This is a genomic window from Bacillaceae bacterium S4-13-56 (genome assembly GCA_040191315.1).
In the GTDB taxonomy this organism is placed as follows: domain Bacteria; phylum Bacillota; class Bacilli; order Bacillales; family JAWJLM01; genus JAWJLM01.
This window is the reverse complement of the sequence record JAWJLM010000005.1, coordinates 120221-139476: the sequence shown is the minus strand read 5'-3', so window position 1 is coordinate 139476 and position 19256 is coordinate 120221. Positions and strand designations below refer to the sequence as shown.

Annotated in this window: 15 protein-coding genes, 1 other RNA gene and 1 other annotated feature; of the genes, 3 read left to right on the top strand and 13 right to left on the bottom strand. The window is 37.6% G+C overall.

The annotated features are described in order from the left end of the window. Positions 1–321 precede the first annotated feature (321 nt). From ssrS to RZN25_03070, 4 genes are all read right to left on the bottom strand, one after another. A non-coding RNA gene (ssrS, locus tag RZN25_03085) (6S RNA) lies at positions 322–515 on the bottom strand. A gap of 93 nt (positions 516–608) precedes the next feature. Next, on the bottom strand, positions 609–2387 hold the full coding sequence (gene aspS / locus RZN25_03080; GenBank protein MEQ6375813.1) for an aspartate--tRNA ligase: 1779 nt from the start codon (positions 2385–2387) through the stop codon (positions 609–611). Beyond that, on the bottom strand, positions 2384–3670 hold the full coding sequence (hisS, locus tag RZN25_03075) for a histidine--tRNA ligase (GenBank protein MEQ6375812.1): 1287 nt from the start codon (positions 3668–3670) through the stop codon (positions 2384–2386). The genes aspS and hisS overlap by 4 nt, the downstream gene beginning before the upstream one ends. 80 nt (positions 3671–3750) lie before the next feature. Continuing rightward, positions 3751–3979, bottom strand: a binding site (T-box leader). 46 nt (positions 3980–4025) lie between these two features. After that, entirely contained in the window at positions 4026–4202 is a 177-nt protein-coding gene (locus RZN25_03070) for a hypothetical protein (GenBank protein MEQ6375811.1), read from the bottom strand. A 136-nt stretch (positions 4203–4338) separates the two neighbouring features. Here RZN25_03070 and RZN25_03065 point away from each other — a divergent pair, with 136 nt between their 5' ends. Next, positions 4339–5838 carry an N-acetylmuramoyl-L-alanine amidase gene (locus RZN25_03065; GenBank protein ID MEQ6375810.1) on the top strand — a complete coding sequence of 500 codons (1500 nt, stop codon included), beginning with the start codon at positions 4339–4341 and terminating at the stop codon, positions 5836–5838. A gap of 32 nt (positions 5839–5870) precedes the next feature. Here the strand turns inward: RZN25_03065 and dtd are convergent, their stop codons facing one another. The 7 genes from dtd to RZN25_03030 all read right to left on the bottom strand — a co-directional run bounded on the left by dtd (position 5871) and on the right by RZN25_03030 (position 14964). Next, positions 5871–6326 (bottom strand): D-aminoacyl-tRNA deacylase, encoded by a 456-nt coding sequence (gene dtd, locus RZN25_03060; protein ID MEQ6375809.1) that lies wholly within the window; start codon positions 6324–6326, stop codon positions 5871–5873. Positions 6327–6340: 14 nt separating this feature from the next. Beyond that, positions 6341–8542, bottom strand: coding sequence for a bifunctional (p)ppGpp synthetase/guanosine-3',5'-bis(diphosphate) 3'-pyrophosphohydrolase (locus tag RZN25_03055; protein ID MEQ6375808.1), 2202 nt, complete (start codon positions 8540–8542; stop codon positions 6341–6343). A gap of 195 nt (positions 8543–8737) precedes the next feature. Next, on the bottom strand, positions 8738–9253 hold the full coding sequence (locus RZN25_03050) for an adenine phosphoribosyltransferase (protein ID MEQ6375807.1): 516 nt from the start codon (positions 9251–9253) through the stop codon (positions 8738–8740). After that, entirely contained in the window at positions 9243–11576 is a 2334-nt protein-coding gene (gene recJ / locus RZN25_03045) for a single-stranded-DNA-specific exonuclease RecJ (GenBank protein ID MEQ6375806.1), read from the bottom strand. Before recJ ends, RZN25_03050 begins: the two co-directional genes overlap by 11 nt. Before the next feature lie 65 nt (positions 11577–11641). Next, positions 11642–11968 (bottom strand): lipopolysaccharide assembly protein LapA domain-containing protein, encoded by a 327-nt coding sequence (locus tag RZN25_03040; protein ID MEQ6375805.1) that lies wholly within the window; start codon positions 11966–11968, stop codon positions 11642–11644. A gap of 234 nt (positions 11969–12202) precedes the next feature. After that, the gene (gene secDF / locus RZN25_03035; protein ID MEQ6375804.1) at positions 12203–14461 is read right to left on the bottom strand and encodes a protein translocase subunit SecDF; all 2259 of its coding nucleotides are present in this window, start codon (positions 14459–14461) and stop codon (positions 12203–12205) included. 209 nt (positions 14462–14670) lie between these two features. After that, positions 14671–14964, bottom strand: a complete 294-nt coding sequence (locus tag RZN25_03030; GenBank protein MEQ6375803.1) for a post-transcriptional regulator — start codon at positions 14962–14964, stop codon at positions 14671–14673. A gap of 126 nt (positions 14965–15090) precedes the next feature. Between RZN25_03030 and spoVB the strand changes: the two genes are divergently transcribed. Next, on the top strand, positions 15091–16641 hold the full coding sequence (gene spoVB, locus RZN25_03025; protein MEQ6375802.1) for a stage V sporulation protein B: 1551 nt from the start codon (positions 15091–15093) through the stop codon (positions 16639–16641). Between the two features lie 44 nt (positions 16642–16685). On the opposite strand, the gene RZN25_03020 is transcribed toward spoVB, so the two are convergent. Both RZN25_03020 and RZN25_03015 read right to left on the bottom strand, forming a co-directional pair. Continuing rightward, complete coding sequence (locus RZN25_03020; GenBank protein ID MEQ6375801.1) at positions 16686–17351, bottom strand: DUF421 domain-containing protein; 666 nt, start codon at positions 17349–17351, stop codon at positions 16686–16688. Between the two features lie 65 nt (positions 17352–17416). Continuing rightward, on the bottom strand, positions 17417–18706 hold the full coding sequence (locus tag RZN25_03015) for an ArsB/NhaD family transporter (protein MEQ6375800.1): 1290 nt from the start codon (positions 18704–18706) through the stop codon (positions 17417–17419). A gap of 152 nt (positions 18707–18858) precedes the next feature. Between RZN25_03015 and RZN25_03010 the strand changes: the two genes are divergently transcribed. Further along, positions 18859–19251: a TIGR04086 family membrane protein gene (locus tag RZN25_03010; protein MEQ6375799.1), complete on the top strand. Its 393-nt coding sequence runs from the start codon at positions 18859–18861 to the stop codon at positions 19249–19251. Positions 19252–19256: the final 5 nt, after the last annotated feature.

The following is a 19256-nucleotide window of genomic DNA, read 5'->3' as shown; positions in this document are numbered from 1 at the left end:
GGTTTTTCTTCGTGGGGGAATCTCCCCAAAGAATGCACCCATTCACAAATCTCAAACCGGCGTTGTTTGATTTATTTTCAACGGAATTCATTCATACATTTATTTTATCCCTATGAAACACAAACTGTGTAAAAAAATGAAATCTTCCAATACTTAAAGCACCACAAACCATCGGTTTAACATGTGGTACTCCGTATTTGACCTCACTCTCCTCCCACACCTAAAGGAGTGGGCTTTCTCGTTTGAAAATCTGTAATCTTACTTTTACCCGATTCACGAAAAAAATCCTTAGGGATTCCCTTAAGGATTTACAATTATGTACCCAATCCCAATCGTGCCGTCGTTTTGCCAAGTTTTGAACCCGCTCCTAGCAGGTGGGTGCCCTGTTTCATGCTTTATGCTTCCTCTCATTCATAAATAATGAGGCTTGCATGCCACATGAAAACCAATTAAGCTCCCATTGTTTTGATGTTCGGTCAAAACGATTTTTAAAACAACGAACACATCAGGATTGGATCTTTCTATACTTGAATAATACCATATTTTTTCTCAAGCTTCAAGATTCACCCGAAGGAGAAAACTAACCAAAACTATACTTCTAATCCATTTTAATCGTTATTGCTGTCTTTTTTGGTAAGAGATAAATTCAATTCTTGTAACTGAGCATTAGCAACTGGAGAAGGTGCTTCTGTTAAGAGACAGGATGCAGATGCCGTTTTCGGGAATAATATTGTATCTCTCAAATTGGTTCTTCCTGAAAGTAGCATGACAATTCGATCTAGCCCTAAAGCTATTCCTCCATGTGGCGGCGCCCCATATTCTAGAGCTTCCAATAGAAAACCAAATTGTTCCTTTGCTTCTTCCTGCGAAAAACCAAGTATATCAAACATTTGATCCTGGATTTCTTTTTGATATATACGTAGAGACCCTCCGCCAAGTTCATATCCATTTAGCACTAGGTCATAGGCTTGAGCTTTTACTTCACCAGGATTATCCTTTAATTTTTCAATGTCTTCCACCTGAGGCATAGTAAATGGGTGATGAGCTGCAAAGTATCGTCCAAGTTCCTCATCATATTCCAGTAATGGCCAGTCCGTCACCCAGAGAAAATTAAACTTTGATTCATCAATCAAACCTAGTTCTTTCCCTATTTTCAATCTTAAAGCACCAAGACTGTCATATACCACTTGTGTTTTATCAGCAACAAATAAAAGAAGGTCTTGATCCTCTGCATTTAAAATCTGTTGTAGCCCCTTTACTTCCTCGTTAGATAGGAATTTGGCAATTGGACCTTTGAATTCTTCTTCCTCAACTTTCAGCCATGCCAAACCTTTTGCACCATATACCTTTACAAATTCAGTTAATGCATCTATGTCTTTCCTCGAAAACTCACTTGCTTTTCCTTTTACATTTATAGCACTTACTTTACCACCGGAATCAACAGCGCCACTAAACACTTTAAATCCAGAACTTTTCACTACTTCTGATACGGTTTTAAGTTCCATTTCGAATCGTGTATCTGGCTTATCAGAACCGAATCTCTCCATGGCCTCTTGATAAGAAAGCCTAGGGAATGGCGTAGAAACCTTTAATCCCTTTACTTCAGATATCATTTTTTTCATCATGTTTTCGGTTAGGTGAATAATGTCCTCCATAGAATAAAAGGAGGTTTCGATATCAATCTGCGTAAATTCAGGTTGACGATCAGCTCTCAAGTCCTCGTCACGGAAACAACGAGCAATTTGATAATATTTTTCAAAACCAGAGACCATCAGCAACTGTTTAAATAGTTGAGGAGACTGTGGTAATGCATAAAATTCTCCTGAATGGACGCGACTTGGAACCAAGTAATCGCGAGCCCCTTCTGGTGTGCTTTTTGTTAAAATTGGAGTCTCCATTTCTAAAAACTCTTCTTCATTCAAAAAGTTACGAATGGCTTGTGCTATTTTATGCCTTAAGATAAAGGTTTCCTGCAATGGTTTTCTTCTAAGATCTAAATATCGATATTTTAAACGTAGATCCTCTGCAACGTCGGTGTCATCTTGAATGAGAAAAGGTGGATTTTTAGAAGCATTTAAAATAGATATCTCTTCAGCTACGACTTCCATTTCCCCTGTAGCAAGATTTGGGTTAATGGTGGAAGGATCTCGATTCACAACCTTACCTTTTACCTCAATTACATACTCACTTCGGACTTTTTCTGCTGTAGAAAGGGCCTGCCCCGATACAGTAGGATTAAATACAACCTGAACAATCCCAGAACGATCACGTAGATCGATAAAAATAAGCCCACCAAGATCTCTTCTCTTTTGAACCCAACCCTTTAACGTAACTTCATGTCCTTCCTGCTCCATATGAACCTTACCACACTGCGTTCGGCTACTCATGATGAACTACCTCCCTTTAGTTTTCCCAATAAAAAGTTCTCGATTTCTGAAAGAGCAACCGATTGTTGATCACCTGTTCCCATTTCCTTTACCGAAACAACACCCTGCTCCATTTCACTTTCTCCTAGCATAAGGACAAACTTAGCTTTTAATCGATCAGCTGTTTTAAATTGACTCTTTATTTTTTTGCCCAAATAATCCTGATCGACTTGAATCCCGGATTTACGTAAGTCAAAGACCACCTGTGAGGCTACCTCTCTAGGTTGGTCTCCCATTGCAACAACAAAACAATCCAACTGATCCTCAACTGGTAACTCAATGCCTTCGGCTTCAAGTGCCATTAGAAGACGTTCAATACTTAAGGCAAATCCAATTCCAGGGGTTTCAGGTCCTCCTAAGTCTTGAACTAGGCCATTGTATCTACCACCACCACTAAGTGTAGTAATGGCCCCAAAACCTTCTGCTTCACTCATAATTTCAAAAGCCGTATGATTATAATAGTCCAATCCTCTAACCAAGTTAGGATCCACATCATAGGAGATCCCCATAGCATCTAAATACCTTTTTACTCTCTCAAAGTAAGCTGAAGATTCCTCATTTAAAAAGTCTAGGATTGATGGTGCATCCTTCATTGCAGGATGGTTACGGTCTTTCTTACAATCAAGAATACGCAACGGATTTTGTTTTAATCGAACTTGGCAATCAGAGCACAATTCTTCTCTATAAGGGTCAAAATGTTGCACAAGTGCTTCACGATGATTTTGACGGCTATCCTTGTCTCCAAGACTATTAATAACTAGCTTTAAAGATTGGAGCCCCAGGCTTCGATAGCTTTGCATAGCCAGAGAAATAACCTCTGCGTCTACTGCAGGATCATTACTTCCTAAAACTTCAATTCCAAATTGGACAAATTGACGCATTCTTCCTTGTTGGGGTCTTTCATATCGAAACATGGGCCCAAAATAAAACAATTTAACTGGTTGATTTGCAGAGCCGAACAGTTTGTGTTCTACATAGGATCTGACAACTGATGCTGTTCCTTCAGGTCGTAGCGTTAAGCTTCTTCCACCGCGATCTTCAAAAGTATACATTTCCTTTTGAACAATATCTGTAGAATCTCCAACCCCTCGCTGAAAGAGTTCCGTGTGCTCAAAAATCGGAGTTCTTACTTCCTTATAATGAAAGGATTTACACAGGTCATATAACTTACCTTCAATATATTGCCACTTTTCAACCTGGCCTGGTAAGATATCTTGAGTTCCCCTCGGTCCTTTACTACTCATTTTCATGCCTCCCTTATATTGCGAACGGTTCCTTATCAATTAAAAAACTCCCGCCCCTACTGATCGATCCTAAGACCATCAATAGGGACGAGAGTTGATTCCCGCGTTGCCACCCTGATTGAAGCAAATTTATTTGCTTCCAACTTTGACAGTTAACGCCTGCATACGTCCAACACCTACTTGAAGTAACGTTCAGTGTGAAACCTAAGGAATGTCTTTCAAATGAAATAATGGGATGATACTTCCAGCCAATGGTATCCTCTCTCTGACCACATGGTTCATTTTACTTTTTTCCGTCACCGGTTCGAATGTTCTTTTGAATTGTTAATAATCATAATGTCGAATGAAGAACTTGTCAAGCACGATTTGATTTATCACGAAGTTTTTTTATATCTCCTAAAGAAACACCAAATTCCTGGGCCATTTCAATTCCGCCAAAATCATCCTGAACTTGCAGAAAGCGATGGAAATTCACTCCAAATATATCCTTTCCTTCTTTTGCTGATATTGCTGATTTAGCACTCTCTCTCATTTCTACTCCCCTTTCCTATTTTTTTCTAGCTTGCCCATTTGCCATTTTTGTTACACACAGAAATGAATTATTATAGAAAAATGTAGAAAAATGTGTAGAATAAGAACTGTGAGCTTTTAAGACAGGGGGATCATTCTTGAAGAAAATATTTCGCAAGATTTCCGTTCTTTTTTCTTTTTTCATCCTTATATTGGGATGGGGATCGTTCATTCTTGCCGATGAAGTGGTTATCCAAGTTGACGTATTAAATGTTCGTTCTGGCCCAGGGCTAAATTTTGAAACCATTCAACAGGTCAACCACTCGGAACAGTTTAAAGTTCTTTCCTCAGAAGGCGAATGGGTGGAAATTGAATTAAAAAACGGAAATACTGGGTGGGTTTTAAAGGAATTAGTTGCAGTTAAAACCATGAATCAAAGTGCAAGATACTTATCGCCAACGGCTGATGGGCTTAGAGTAAGAAGCGAGCCTTCCACCAATGCTCCTGTCATTGGATCATTAAATACAGGTTCTACCTATGAATTTATTTCTCAGAGAGGTGATTGGTATGAAATCATCTACAATAGTACTAAAGGGTGGGTCCATGGAGATTACATAAAAGTTGAAGACCAATCTAGCTCGGCCATACCGAATACCACGAAGGAGTCTCCTGAAAGATCGGAGGAGAAGAATGGAGTGCTCACCATTCTTGGTCCTGAAGTATCCATTCGAGAAGAAGCCTCTTTGACTTCTAATGTAATTTCGAGCATCAAGGTTGGAGAGGAATACGAGATTCTTAAAAAAGATAAATCATGGTATCAAATCAAATTAGAAAATGGACAGTTAGGATGGATTTCTAGTTGGCTTGTAGATGCTCAAGAACCAGGGGATCTCCCTACAGAAATTTATTTAATCTACAATGAAACTAACTTACGGGCAGGCCCTTCAACGGATTTCAATATTGTTGCTCAAGGGCAACGAGGACAAAAACTTAAGGTAATACAACAACAGGATCAATGGTTTGAGGTTGAATGGGAAAGTGAGTCTGCCTTTGTACCGGGATGGCTTGTATCTAGAGAATCAGTGAAGAAAACAGATATCCCCTCAACGGAAAATATATTAGACAATAAAACGATTGTTTTAGATCCAGGCCATGGTGGTCGTGATACTGGTGCTATTGGAATTGATGGAGCCTACGAAAAAGATATTGCTTTTACCACCGCTCAGGCGATAAAGAAAAAGTTAGAGGCAGCAGGAGCAAAAGTAATTATGAGTCGATCGACTGATGTCTACCTTTCTTTGTCGGCTAGGGCAACCTTATCTAATCTATCTGATGCGGATGCCTTTATCAGTATCCATTACAACAGTTTTCCCGAATACCCATCCGTATCAGGGATAGGAAGCTATTACTTCCATACCTCACACAAAGACCTTGCTTACATGATACAGGAAGGAATTATTCAACATACCAATCGAAGAGACAGAGAAGCTAGGTTTGAGGATTTTTATGTCATTAGAGAAAACAGCAAACCTTCCGTTTTAGTTGAACTTGGATTCATGTCAAACGAAAAAGAAGAAGAAACGATTCAAACAGGTAGATTTCAAGAACAAACTGCCCTTGGGGTTGTTCAAGGATTGCAAAAATACTTTACAAAATAGAAATACCCCGGGCACTCGGTCCGGGGTTATTTCTATTTAGGTTTTATTTCTTCTGTATCCAGAACCATAGTTACAGGCCCAGAGTTCGTCAAGCGAACGTCCATCATTTCTCCAAAAACCCCTTCTTCTACCCTTACTCCAAGGGTACGAAGATGATTGTTAAACGATTGATATAAAACAAGAGCTTGCTCATGACTAGCTGCTTTAGTAAAGTTTGGTCGTCTTCCTTTTCTAGCATCTCCGTATAAAGTGAATTGCGAAATAGAAAGAATAGCTCCTCCTTTATCTAAAAGGGAGAGATTCATTTTATTATTGTCATCTTCAAAAATACGAAGATTTATAATTTTCTCGGCTAAAAACTGGGCAGCATCTTTTTTGTCTCCATGAGTAACACCTACAAGGACTACAAGTCCTTCCTCAATTTCACCAGTAATCTCACCATTTACCTCAACAGATGCTTTAGTTGTTCTTTGAATAACAGCTTTCACAGCCCAAACTCTCCTTATTGCATTACTCGTCTTACAGAGTATACATCTGGTATTTGTTTGATTCGTTCTACGATTTTCTTTAAATGATTAACATTATGAATCAAGATTGTAATATTAATTGTAGCCATTTTATTTCGATCGGATTTTCCTGTTACCGCAGAAATATTAGTTTTGGATTCATTTACGGCATGTAAGACTTCATTTAATAAACCTCTTCTGTCATACCCAGAAATCTCTATGTCTACACTGTACTGTTTTGAATTACTATTTTCATTTTCCCATTCAACAGGCAATGTTCTCTGCTGTGCCTCTTCTGTATGAACGTTTGGACAATCGGAACGGTGAACCGATACTCCCCGGCCTTTTGTGACATAGCCAACGATTTCATCACCTGGAACAGGGGTACAGCATCTAGACAAGCGAACAAGAAGATTATCAACTCCAGTTACATGAACTCCGGATTCCTTCTTTTTAACTTGATCCGACTTTACGTCTGTCTTAACGTCCTCGAGAGTTTCCTGAAGATCTTGATTCTTTAAAGCTTCCTTTCTAATTTTATCCGTTAATCTTGTAGCAATTTGGGCTGCAGTAATTCCTTGATAACCAACTGCAGCGTACATATCTTCCTCATTTGCAAAGTTAAATTTCTCAAGAACTCTTCTTAAATTACTTGTTGTAATAACTTCCTTAGGATCTAATTGCAGAGAGCGAATCTCTTTATCCACTAATTCTTTTCCACGAGCTATATTTTCATCTCGTTTTTGTTTCTTAAAGAATTGTTTAATTTTGTTTTTTGCTTGTGAGGTTTGACAGATTTTAATCCAATCTTTAGAAGGACCGTAAGAATGCTTTGATGTCATCATTTCTACGATGTCACCAGTATGAAGCTTATAATCTAAAGGCTCCATCTTGCCGTTTATTTTGGCTCCAATGGTATGGTTGCCTACTTCTGTATGAATTCGATAGGCAAAATCAATAGGAATAGAGCCTGATGGCAATTCAATAACATCTCCTTTAGGAGTAAACACATAAACCATATCCGAAAAGAGATCTACTTTTAAGGATTCCATAAACTCTTCCGCATCATGAGTTTCATTCTGCCATTCTAAAATTTCCCTAAACCAGGTGAGTTTATCAGTAAAATTGTTTATATCATTATTCAGCTGTTTGCCCTCTTTATAGGCCCAGTGAGCAGCAATTCCATACTCTGCTATTTCATGCATTTCCTTGGTGCGAATTTGCACTTCTAACGGATCACCTTTTGGTCCAATTACTGTTGTATGGAGAGATTGATAAAGATTTGGCTTAGGCATGGCAATATAATCTTTAAATCGACCAGGCATTGGTTTCCAGCATGTATGAATGATTCCTAGAACAGCATAGCAATCTTTAATGCTGTCAACTATAACCCTAACGGCTAATAAATCATAAATCTCATTAAACTGTTTATTTTGAATCACCATTTTACGATATATGCTATATAGGTGTTTCGGTCTTCCAGATATGTCCACTTGAATATTAACTTCTTCTACTTTATCCCTTATTTCATCCATTACTTCTTCGATATAATGCTCTCGTTCAGCACGTTTTTGCTTCATGAGATGAACGATACGATAGTACTGTTGAGGATTGAGATAGCGCAAAGCCGTATCCTCTAGCTCCCATTTGATAGTCGAAATTCCTAATCTGTGGGCAAGTGGTGCAAATATTTCAAGAGTTTCGTTGGCAATTCGTCTCTGTTTTTCAGGTGGAAGATGCTTTAAAGTTCTCATGTTATGAAGCCTATCAGCTAATTTTATGAGAATAACTCGAATATCTTTTGCCATGGCTACAAACATTTTGCGGTGATTTTCAGCCTGCTGCTCTTCTTTTGATTTAAATTTAATTTTCCCAAGCTTCGTAACACCATCAACAAGCATTGCTACTTCTTCATTAAATTCTTTTGCAAGCATTTCTAACGTTACTTGAGTATCTTCAACCACGTCATGCAAAAAACCACCCGCTATAGTCACGGGATCCATTTCAAGATCAACTAATATCCCTGCAACCTGAACAGGATGGACAATATAAGGTTCTCCCGATTTACGATACTGCTCCTTATGAGCTTCGTAAGCATAATTATATGCTCTCCGGATGAACTCTATATCTTCCTTCGATATATATGTGCTAGCTTTTTTTATGACGTCATCGATCGTCAATAATTTATCATTGGCCATTCAATCACCTTATATCCTATACTTTCACACCTATTTACAAGTGTATTGACTCCATTATCAGAAAAGTTATGAAAAAAGTAAAGAAGAAAGGACCATCTTTTGTCGAATCTTCTCGTTTTTATAATTTTGGTATTAGCAGGTGGAATAAAATCCCTTGCTGCTATACAACAAGGGATTTTATTCCACTTCCAAAAATCAATCGTATTTCATTAAAGTTAAAACGTCATATCCATTTAGCTTGTCACGACCATTCAGGTAACCTAATTCTATAAGAAAGGCACACCCCGCAACAATACCGCCTAATTCTTCAACAAGTTTTATTGTTGCTTCAATAGTGCCTCCAGTTGCTAGTAGGTCATCAGTTATTAGAACTCTTTGTCCTGGCTTAATAGCGTCCTTATGGATAGTAAGAACATTTTGACCATACTCCAAACCGTAATCTACCTTTATGACTTCTCGTGGAAGCTTCCCTTCTTTTCGTACAGGAGCAAATCCAATTTCTAGAGCATATGAAACTGGGCAGCCGACGATAAAACCACGCGCTTCAGGTCCAACCACAAGATCAATATTCTTTCCCTTCGCATATTCCACAATTTCATCAACAGCGGATTTATATACCTTCCCGTTATCCATTAAGGTTGTAATGTCTTTAAAACGAATCCCTTTTTTCGGCCAATCTTCAACAACTGTAATATATTGCTTATAGTCCATTTAATACTTCCTCCTTGCCCATCGTTCGGCTATTCATTGCTTTTTCCATCCAATTTTTTAATTCCTGATAGGAAGAATAGTATAAAGTTTTCTCCACTTCAATTTGCTGTAATCTTTTTTGATAAGTGGAAGAATCCGATAAATCTTTTTTACCAGGTTTCGACTGTATGGTCACATATCCATTTTCTATTGTAACAAAATCAAGGTCAAAAAACACCATCGACATGAAATCGACAATTTCCGGGTTCCAGCCTTTGTACTGCGCAATCTTTTCACGATCCTTTTGCAAGGAAATAGTTTGCTGTTTTCTGAAGAAAGCATATAACCATTTGAAATCCTCTCTTGAAGGAAAGGCAGTCAAATATCGGCTTTCCTCTCGTTGGAAACATACAAATACACAGTCTGACTGGATTTGTTGTAAGACTTCTTCCATCTCCTGTAAAGAGTATGGCAAGTCTACAAAAACGAGATGAGAGTCATTAATAATAGTCTTATCCTGTTTCCAATCCTCATATAATACTCGGGATTGTGAAAAGTATTGTCCGTTTACATGATTTTTAAAAGTAAAAATTTTAGTATCCCCAGCATTAAGCTGAGACAAAATATTTTCTAATTGCTTTGTTCCACGGTGGTCAAATAATTGCCAATGTTGAATTCGAAGGTCTTCCAGCATGAGTTGCACAGATTTTCTTCCATTCCATTCATTTATTTGAAGACGGCCCACAGCCTCCAACTCGGACTGAATAGCTATTTTTTGATAGAGTGATCCCATACCAAAACCAATCATATCTATTTTTTTATTTTCTTTTTCAAATAATAGTTTCAAGTGGTCTAAATTTGCTCCGATCTGTCTTATCTGCTGAGGAACAGCCTTATCGAAGTGAAATAATGGCTTAGGATTTCCCATCCCAAATGGCGCTAACTGATTCATTTCCTGAATGGCGTCCACTGATAAGCTTGACCAGTCACACGAAGTATCTACTTCAAGTATAGGTACGAAATCCTCAGGGCTAAGCTCCTTATTAGCCAATTCATTCAAAATATCTCTTAGCGATGAAACATTTTCAATAGGAAGGGTCATTCCTGCCGCCTGTGCATGACCTCCAAAATGAGTGAATAAAGACTTGACTTTCATACAATTAGAAAATAAGTCAAAAGCTCCTATACTTCTAGCAGAACCTTTCGCTTCATTTTTAGAAGAATCAATCGCCAAAACAATAGCTGGCCTCTCAAATTTTTGAACAAGCCGCGAAGCAACTATTCCGAGTACTCCTTGATTCCAGCCTTCTTTAGCTACAACAAGAACCGATTGGTCGGGGTTATCTTCAAGCATAGCCTCCGCTTCTTCTGCAATTTCGGTAACCAATTGCTGTCTAACTTTATTAAGCTGATCAATTTCTTCAGCAAGATGTTTCGCTTCTTCATCATTCTGCGACATTAAGAGTTCCACGGCAGGGTATGCATCCTGAAGACGTCCAACAGCGTTAATTCTTGGAGCTATAACAAATCCAATATGCTCCTCGTTTATAACATCCTCTTTTATTCCACTTTGTTTTTTTAAATGAATCAAACCTGGCCGGTTCGTTTGAGAAAAGGCTTTTAAACCGAATGTGGCTAGGACGCGGTTTTCCTCACGCAACGGAACAAGGTCGGCTATAGTCCCTATAGCTACTAAATCTAAAAGATATTTAGGGAAATAACCTAATAAGGCTCTAGCAAACTGGAAAGCTACTCCTACTCCCGCTAACTCTTTAAAAGGATAATTCGGTGAAAGTTTTGGATGTATAATAGCATAAGCGTCCGGTAGTTCTTCCTGCGCTTCATGATGATCTGTAATAATTAAATCTATTCCTAACTCTTTAGCAATCTTGGCTTCATGAACAGCTGCGATTCCTGTGTCCACTGTAATGATTAGAGAAAATCCTTCTGCAGCAGCATTTTGGAACGCTACTTCATTAGGACCATATCCTTCCTTAAAGCGGTTTGGAATATAATATTCCGCTATGGCTTCACATTCAAGTAAAGCTTCCATTAACACCGAAGTAGCACTGACGCCATCCGCGTCATAATCCCCAAAGACTAAAATATGCTCTCCCAATCCGATTGCTTCTTTCACGCGCTCAACCGCTCTATCCATTCCTGAAAATAAAAAAGGATCAGAAAGATCACTTAATGAAGGATTTAGAAATATCTTAGCTTCTTCCTCAGTTGTAATTCCCCGGTTAATTAGAAGATTTCTTAGCAAAGGAGAGTAACTGCTTAATGAATGATTGATCTGATCTATATTTTCTTGAATGATCCATTTTGATTTACTATGTAACATAGATTCACCCCTGACTCAACTATTATACTAGAGGGAGTCAGGGGTGGCAAACGACTTCTCATTTCCTATTTTTGTTCATTTTCCTTATCTTCTATTTCTTCTTCATCTTTAGGAATTTGCTTCATCTCTTCTGTTAGTGTATCGGTATCTTTTTGAGCTAGTTTTACTCGCAAAGCCTTTACCTCTCGCTGTAACCTAAACAATTTTACTGATCCAAATGCCGCAGTTATAATTCCGCCTACTAAAGTTGAAAACAAGATCACCAATACTAGAGGCGCTTCTCCGTTTCCAAATAAGTAATTTACCTGAACATCATTTACGTTAATAACAGCAAAAACGGCAATAAGTACAGCAAAAAGTAAGGCAAATATAAAATAGGTTTGTCCCTTCATTACTTCTCCTCCTACTATGTTCAATATAATTATTATAGATTAGTTTTGAACTACTCGCCACCCACCACCCTTCCTTTCTAATAAATATTTTACACATACCCCTTTCAGTGTCCTTGAAACCGATTTATCGCAAGTCCTAATGGCAAAAGTCGATTTTTTCATGTTACCAACCGGTGAAACTAATTATTCTGATAGTATAAGAAAAGACCCTTCGAAAAGGGTCATTCATGAAGATTATACTTGTGGTCCACCTGTTGGCTTTTTCTTATTAAAATTAATTGGGTTTCTATCAAGCATTTTTCCTCTCCAAACAAGCCAAAGCTGAGCTGCAATGAATAGAGATGAATAGGTACCCGCTACTAGTCCTACTACTAATGCGAATGCAAATGTAGTAATGGACGATGCTCCAAAGATGAGCAACATCATAGCAGCAAAGATGGTAGTAAGAACCGTATTAATACTTCGGCTAAGAGTTTGCATCAGACTTTTGTTTACAATAGATGCCAGATGACTAAAGGACTTAACTCGTTTCTCCAAAATTAAATTTTCCCTAATTCGGTCAAAGGTTACAATCGTGTCATTGATCGAGTAACCAACAATGGTTAAAATGGCAGCTATAATGGTAATATCAAACTCAAGTCGAGTAATGCTAAACAGAGCCAGAATAAAGAAGGCATCATGCAATAAGGCAATGATCGCCGTAATTGCAAAGAAAAATTCAAATCGGAAGGTAACATAAATAATAATTCCGATTGAAGCATAGAGTACTGCTAAAACAGCATTCTTAGCTAACTCTTGTCCTACAATTGGACTTACTGTTCCAACATTGGAAGTTGCATCATATTTATCCTGGAAATAGGAATTAATCTCCGCTACTTGGTCTTGTTGTAATTGCTTATCAAATCGAGCAACGCCTGATTCATTATTGTCTCCCGATAACAGAATTTGTTTTGGATTGACTCCTATTTCTTCAAAATCCTTCTCTAATTGGTCTACAGTTAATGTTTGATTGGTTCCTATCTCTACTCGTGACCCACTTGTGAAATCTATTCCTAAATTCAAGCCCATTGTGAGTAACATAATAGCACCTACAGAAAGAAGAATCCCTGACAAAACAAAGAATTTTTTTCGATGATCTACAAAATTGAATTGTCGACCTAAAACTTGAGGCTTTACCTCTTCACCTTTTTCAATATCAACAATTTGCTCTTTCTTGACACCGAAAAATCCAGGACGATTATTTAGGAATCTACTCTTCACCCAAAGCCCTAAAAGGAGTCTAGTTCCATATACTGCAGTAGCAAAACTTAAAACGATACTTATAATCAACAAGGTCGCAAATCCTTTAACAGAGCTTGTACCAAAAATGAATAAGACAATAGCTGCTAAAATAGTAGTTACATTAGCGTCTAAAATAGTTGCCAGTGATCTACTCATACCTGTACGAAAAGCAGCCATTGTACTTTTCCCAGACTTTAATTCTTCTTTAATCCGTTCATAGGTGATGATATTAGCGTCGACAGCCATACCTATACCGAGAATCAATGCGGCAATACCTGGTAAGGTGAGAACCCCATTCATCAAATTAAAAACTAATAAAATTAAATAGATATAGATGCTTAATGTAACTACAGAGATAACCCCTAGGAAACGGTAGTAAACTAACATAAATAACAAGATAAGAGCAACACCAATTGCTCCAGCGGTTACTGTTTTAAATAATGCTTGTTCGCCAAATTGTGCACTGACAGAGGTTGAATAAAGCTCGTCCAGTTTAACTGGTAAGGATCCTGCATTCAAGATATCTGCTAATTGTTTCGCGGATTCCATCGTGAAATTACCACTAATTTCCACATCGGTGCTACGAATGATTTCATTTACTCCTGGAGCAGAGATGTATTTTGGGTCTTCCTTTTGAAATTCTTCGGCAAAAGAATCTCCCTCTTCATAATCCAACCATATGACTAGCGCATTATTAGGATAATTTCTTCCTCGATTCAAAACTTCCTGTGTTACATCTGCAAACTTACTTGCGCTTTTCAGCTTAACAGTCACAACAACCTCATTATTTTGGTTATAGGATTGTTGTGCACTTCCTTCAACTAAATCAGAACCGTCTAACAATTTCTTGTCTTCTATATCACGGAAAGTCAATTCTGCCGAAGTAGATAACAATTCTCTTGCAGCAGCTTGATCTTTAATTCCAGCTAATTGAACTCTTATTCGATTAGGTTCTTCAATTTCTATGTCCGTTTCACTGATCCCTAAAACGTCAACACGTTCATATAAGGATTGAACAGTAGCATCTAATACCTTATCGTTAACTTCTTCTTCTCCATCAAGGGGTGTTACTTCATAGAGAATTTCAAATCCACCTTGCAAATCTAGTCCTAGTCTAACATCCTTTGCAACCCCATTAACTGTCATCCCAATTGCAACTGCTGCAATAAAGACGATCGCAAAAAAGGCAACAATTCGGCCCCTTTTTGTCATTTCTTTTGTGCCTCCTTCTACTTTGAAACCAGTGAATCTCTTCTTTGATGTAGTATGTACCCAAAGAGTTCAGCATAGGGTGATCTTACCACTATGCCATCACTAATGTACAATAAGTGATAAAACTATAACTTTCTGCACAATTACTATTCCCATTATAGAAACGGCTTCAAAGAACTGTCAATATACATCCCAAAGATAGCTATCTATTATTCAGGAACGTTTTCTGCCAATTCTCGAATTTGTGCGAATAAATCATTGCTTTCGTAAGCCTTCATAGTCAAATAGCTCATAAAAATTTGAGTGCTTAAATGCATAACATCCTGGACTGCCTGATGTAATCGCAAGTTTTTTTCCTTCTTCCAAACCTTTTTCATCAAACAATCCCAAACATCTTCTGGCTTTGTTTTATCATATCCCATAACCTTTAATTCTTCTGCCTTACTCTCTAAAAACGGCAAAAGAGTTTTCTTCCATTGCAAAACACTTTTCTCCTCTTCCATGGCGATCCTCCCAAACTGTCCTTCATTCTGATAGATAATTTATGAAAGCTTGTCATCCTTGTACCATCTTCGCATATACATTCATTGTATATGAATTTGACTTCTTTGAGAAGGTAGGGTTTCAAGATGACCAAGCAGTCGTTTTTAAAAGGAACGTTAATTCTTATTGTAGCAGGTATGATCACACGCTTTTTAGGTTTTATTAACCGAATTGTAGTTGCAAGGGTTATGGGACAAGAAGGCGTTGGCTTATATATGATGGCTCTACCTACATTTGTCTTAGTCATCAACCTGACCCAATTTGGTTTACCAGTCGCAATATCCAAACGTGTTGCAGAGGCAGAAGCAATGGGAGATAAAAAAAAGATAAAAGCTATCCTTGTGATCTCCTTATCGATAACTACTTTGTTAAGTGTTATATTTACAACCGCCATGATCCTGTTAGCGCCATTAGTTGCGAAGCATTTATTGACGGACGAAAGAGTGTTATATCCTTTACTGGCTATTTCCCCTATCGTTCCCATTGTCGCTATTTCGTCCGTGCTAAGGGGATATTTCCAAGGAAGACAAAATATGTTACCACAAGCAATTTCTCAAGTCATTGAACAAATTGTTAGAATTACCCTCGTGGCCTTTTTTGTAAAAGCACTTCTCCCTTATGGAGTGGAATATGCTGCAGCAGGTGCTATGATTTCTGCGATAATAGGTGAATTTGTATCATTGATGTATATGATATGGATGTTTAAACAGAAAAAAAGAGTGAAAATTTTTAACAGATTTTTATCATCTATCAAGTCGGGCAAACAAACCTTTTACGAATTAATGAGAATTGCAATCCCAACCACAGGAAGTCGGTTAGTTGGTTCAGTTTCTTATTTTCTTGAACCCATTTTAGTTGTTCAAAGTCTAGCCATTGCAGGAATAGCTGCCGTAGAGGCTACAAAGCAATATGGGACACTTACGGGGTACGCGATGCCACTCCTCTTTTTGCCTACTTTTATTACAAATTCCTTATCCATTGCACTCGTGCCTGCTATTAGTGAGGCCAATGCCAAAAATCAAACTAGATTAATTCACTACCGATTACAACAGTCTATTCGACTATCGTTGGCTTCGGGAGGAATTGCCACAGTTATATTATTTATTTTTGCTTCTCCGTTATTAACTTATATGTATAACGATGACAGCGCCACCTCCTTTTTATATATAATGGCACCTTTTTTCCTGTTGCTTTATTTCCAAACGCCGCTTCAGTCAGGATTACAGGCATTAGATTATGCAAAACCAGCTATGTGGAATAGTGTAATAGGATCAATTGTTAAATTTGTAGCCTTAGTCGTATTAGCCTCTCGACCGGAGTTAGGGATTATGGGAGTTGCATTAGCCATTGTCATTGGAGTAGTTGTTGTTACCTTGCTTCACTATGCATCCTTAAAAAAAGCCATTCAGTTTTCCATGCCGTTTAAAGAATGGGCAAAAATTGGAGCTTTGCTAGGATTAACTTACGCTGCTGCTCAATTTATGAAGTCGATGTTAGACACAGTAGGAGGTAATGTATTTTTATTTTTAGGAGCTCTACTTCTATTAGGAATTATTTACTTACTATTGCTACAAATATTAGGAATCGTTAAGAAAGATGAATGGAAGCAAATACCTATCATTAACCGTTTTCTATAACAAAAAGGCTGCCAACTGAACTGGCGAGCCTTTTTCGTTTATTCCTATCTCTTTTCATTTTTTATATCAACTGTCCATTTGCCAATATCATTTATGGAACAAAAAGCAATCTCTTTAGCATCTGTATAGCCTTGTTGTTTAAGAGAGGATAATAGCCATTCTTGAGTTTTACCTATCTGTTTTAATGATTCATGATGAATCTTCCCATCTGTGATCAGAGGATAGACCATCCCACTTGATGAAGTACCACCGCCACGAGAATTTTTTAGAATAGATAGCTTCCCTGATGGCTCAAGAATAGCAAAATCCACCTCTTCCATTTGTGTGATCCCCTGTTCTCTTAATTGAATTAAGAGATCATCAAAGTTATATTTTTGCTTCTTCATTTCATACTCATCAATTTTCCCGCGATTTATAATAATAGAAGGACTCCCATCCAATATTCTGCGAATCTTATGACTGTGTAAAGAGATTTTTGAATTAAATAATTGAATAAGTAGCAACACAACCATTGGAATAATCATTAAAAATACATTTTCTTTTGGATCTTCTATAGTAAACACAGCCATTTCGGCTAACATTAAAAATACGACAAGATCTAAAATACTTAATTCTCCAATTTCCCGTTTCCCCATCACTCTAAAAATTATGAGAATGACGATATAAGTAAATCCTGTCCTCCAAACAAGGGCAAAAGCTTCTTCCCACATAAAATTATTCTCCATTCTTCGTTACCTTTACTACTTATTTAGCCTTCCCATATTTTAAAAAACCATTACAAAAAGGGAAGTAAATATCTAAAATATAAATAGATGGTGGCTAAAACTAAGGAAAGAAGAACGATTGGAATCCCGTAGATCATATATTTTAAAAATGGAATGGTTTGTTTCGCACTTGAAGCTAATCCAGCAACCACCACATTTGCTGAGGCCCCTACTAAAGTTCCATTCCCACCCAAACATGCGCCTAAAGCTAGTGCCCACCATAAAGGATCAAGGTTTAACATTCCATAAGAAAAAAATTGTTCAATAACAGGGATCATAGCTGCAACAAAAGGAATATTGTCTACAATTCCAGAGAACAATCCTGAAATCCATAGAATAAATATGGCCGTTTTAGGTAAATCCCCTTCTGTCATCCACATGATGGATTTTGCCATTTCATCAATCACTCCCGCTTCTTCCAGACCTCCAACTAGCATAAACAAGCCTGTAAAGAAGAATAGAGTCACCCATTCCACTTCTTGGAGAATTTTTTCCGTGTGTACTTCTTTTTCTGTTAAAAGTAATAATAAGATTGCTCCACCAACAGCAATGGTTGTTAAATCCACATGTATGATGGGATGAAGAAGGAAACCTGCAATAGTCATAAGTAGAACAGTTATAGATTGGTATAACATAGGTGTTTTCTTTAAATATTCACCTGGATTAAGCTTTGCTAAAGTTTCCCCTTTCTGCAGTCCAGAGTGAAGTGACTTCCGGAAAGCAAAATAAAGTATAACTAAAATTATGACATGTAGAACAAGAACGAACGGTGCTAAATGATTAATAAACGACAAAAAGGTCAAATGTTCTACAGCCTGTCCGATCATAATATTTGGTGGATCTCCGATTAGAGTTGCTGTTCCCCCCACATTGGCACTGATGATGACAGTTACTAAAAAAGGGAAAGCCGGTAATTTTAGTTCTTGTGTTAAAGTAAGCAAAACCGGCACGAGCAGTAGGACAGTCGTAACATTATCTAGTAAAGCTGAACCAAATGCCGTAAGTGTTGCAAATAAGATAAGTAGTTTTACCGGCTGACCCTTCACTTTTTGGGCCAATTTAATGGCGACGTACTGGAATAGCCCTGTTTTTTTTGTAATAGAAACAAGGACCATCATTGAAAACAAAAGGGTAATGGTTTTGAAGTCAATATAACTTTCAAAAGCTTGATCCCAACTATAAATCCCTGTTAGAAGCATTAAAAACCCACCACCACAGGCAACGATGGCACGGTTATATTTTTCTAAGATGATAAAGAAATAACTAATAATGAAAATTAAAATAGCAAGTGTCGTGGTCATAAAATGACTCCTTTACGTTCCTTTTACTACACTATATTCATGGACCTGTACAAAATATTTACGTCTATTTCATTTTTTTTTGAATACATATAACAATAGAACTTGTACACAGGTACAACCTTTTATACGGTTATTCTTAAGGGAGGGGAATTATGATGAAAAAACAAGGGGTAGCACTACTTTATGGATGGGTGTCCATTCTTTTAGTAATGCTGGTCAGTAGCTTTATCTTTGCGCTTATCTTACGTTTCACAGACCTTGGAGGAAAATCAACGGAAGCCATAACATGGGTGTTAGGGGTTTTAGCTTTAGTCATTGGAGGTATTGTTACTGGTTTAAAGGGGAAAGAGAAAGGATGGCTCCTTGGCCTTTTAACTGGAGCAGGATTTATTTTCATAACGATTTTATTGCAATACTTAGGATATAACCAAAGTTATTCTCTAAATCAGGTGTGGTTGCATGTCACTTACCTCTTTGCAGGACTTGTAGGAGGAGTTATTGGAGTTCAGATAAATGGGCGTGACCCCCGATCAACTAAAGTGTAATGCGT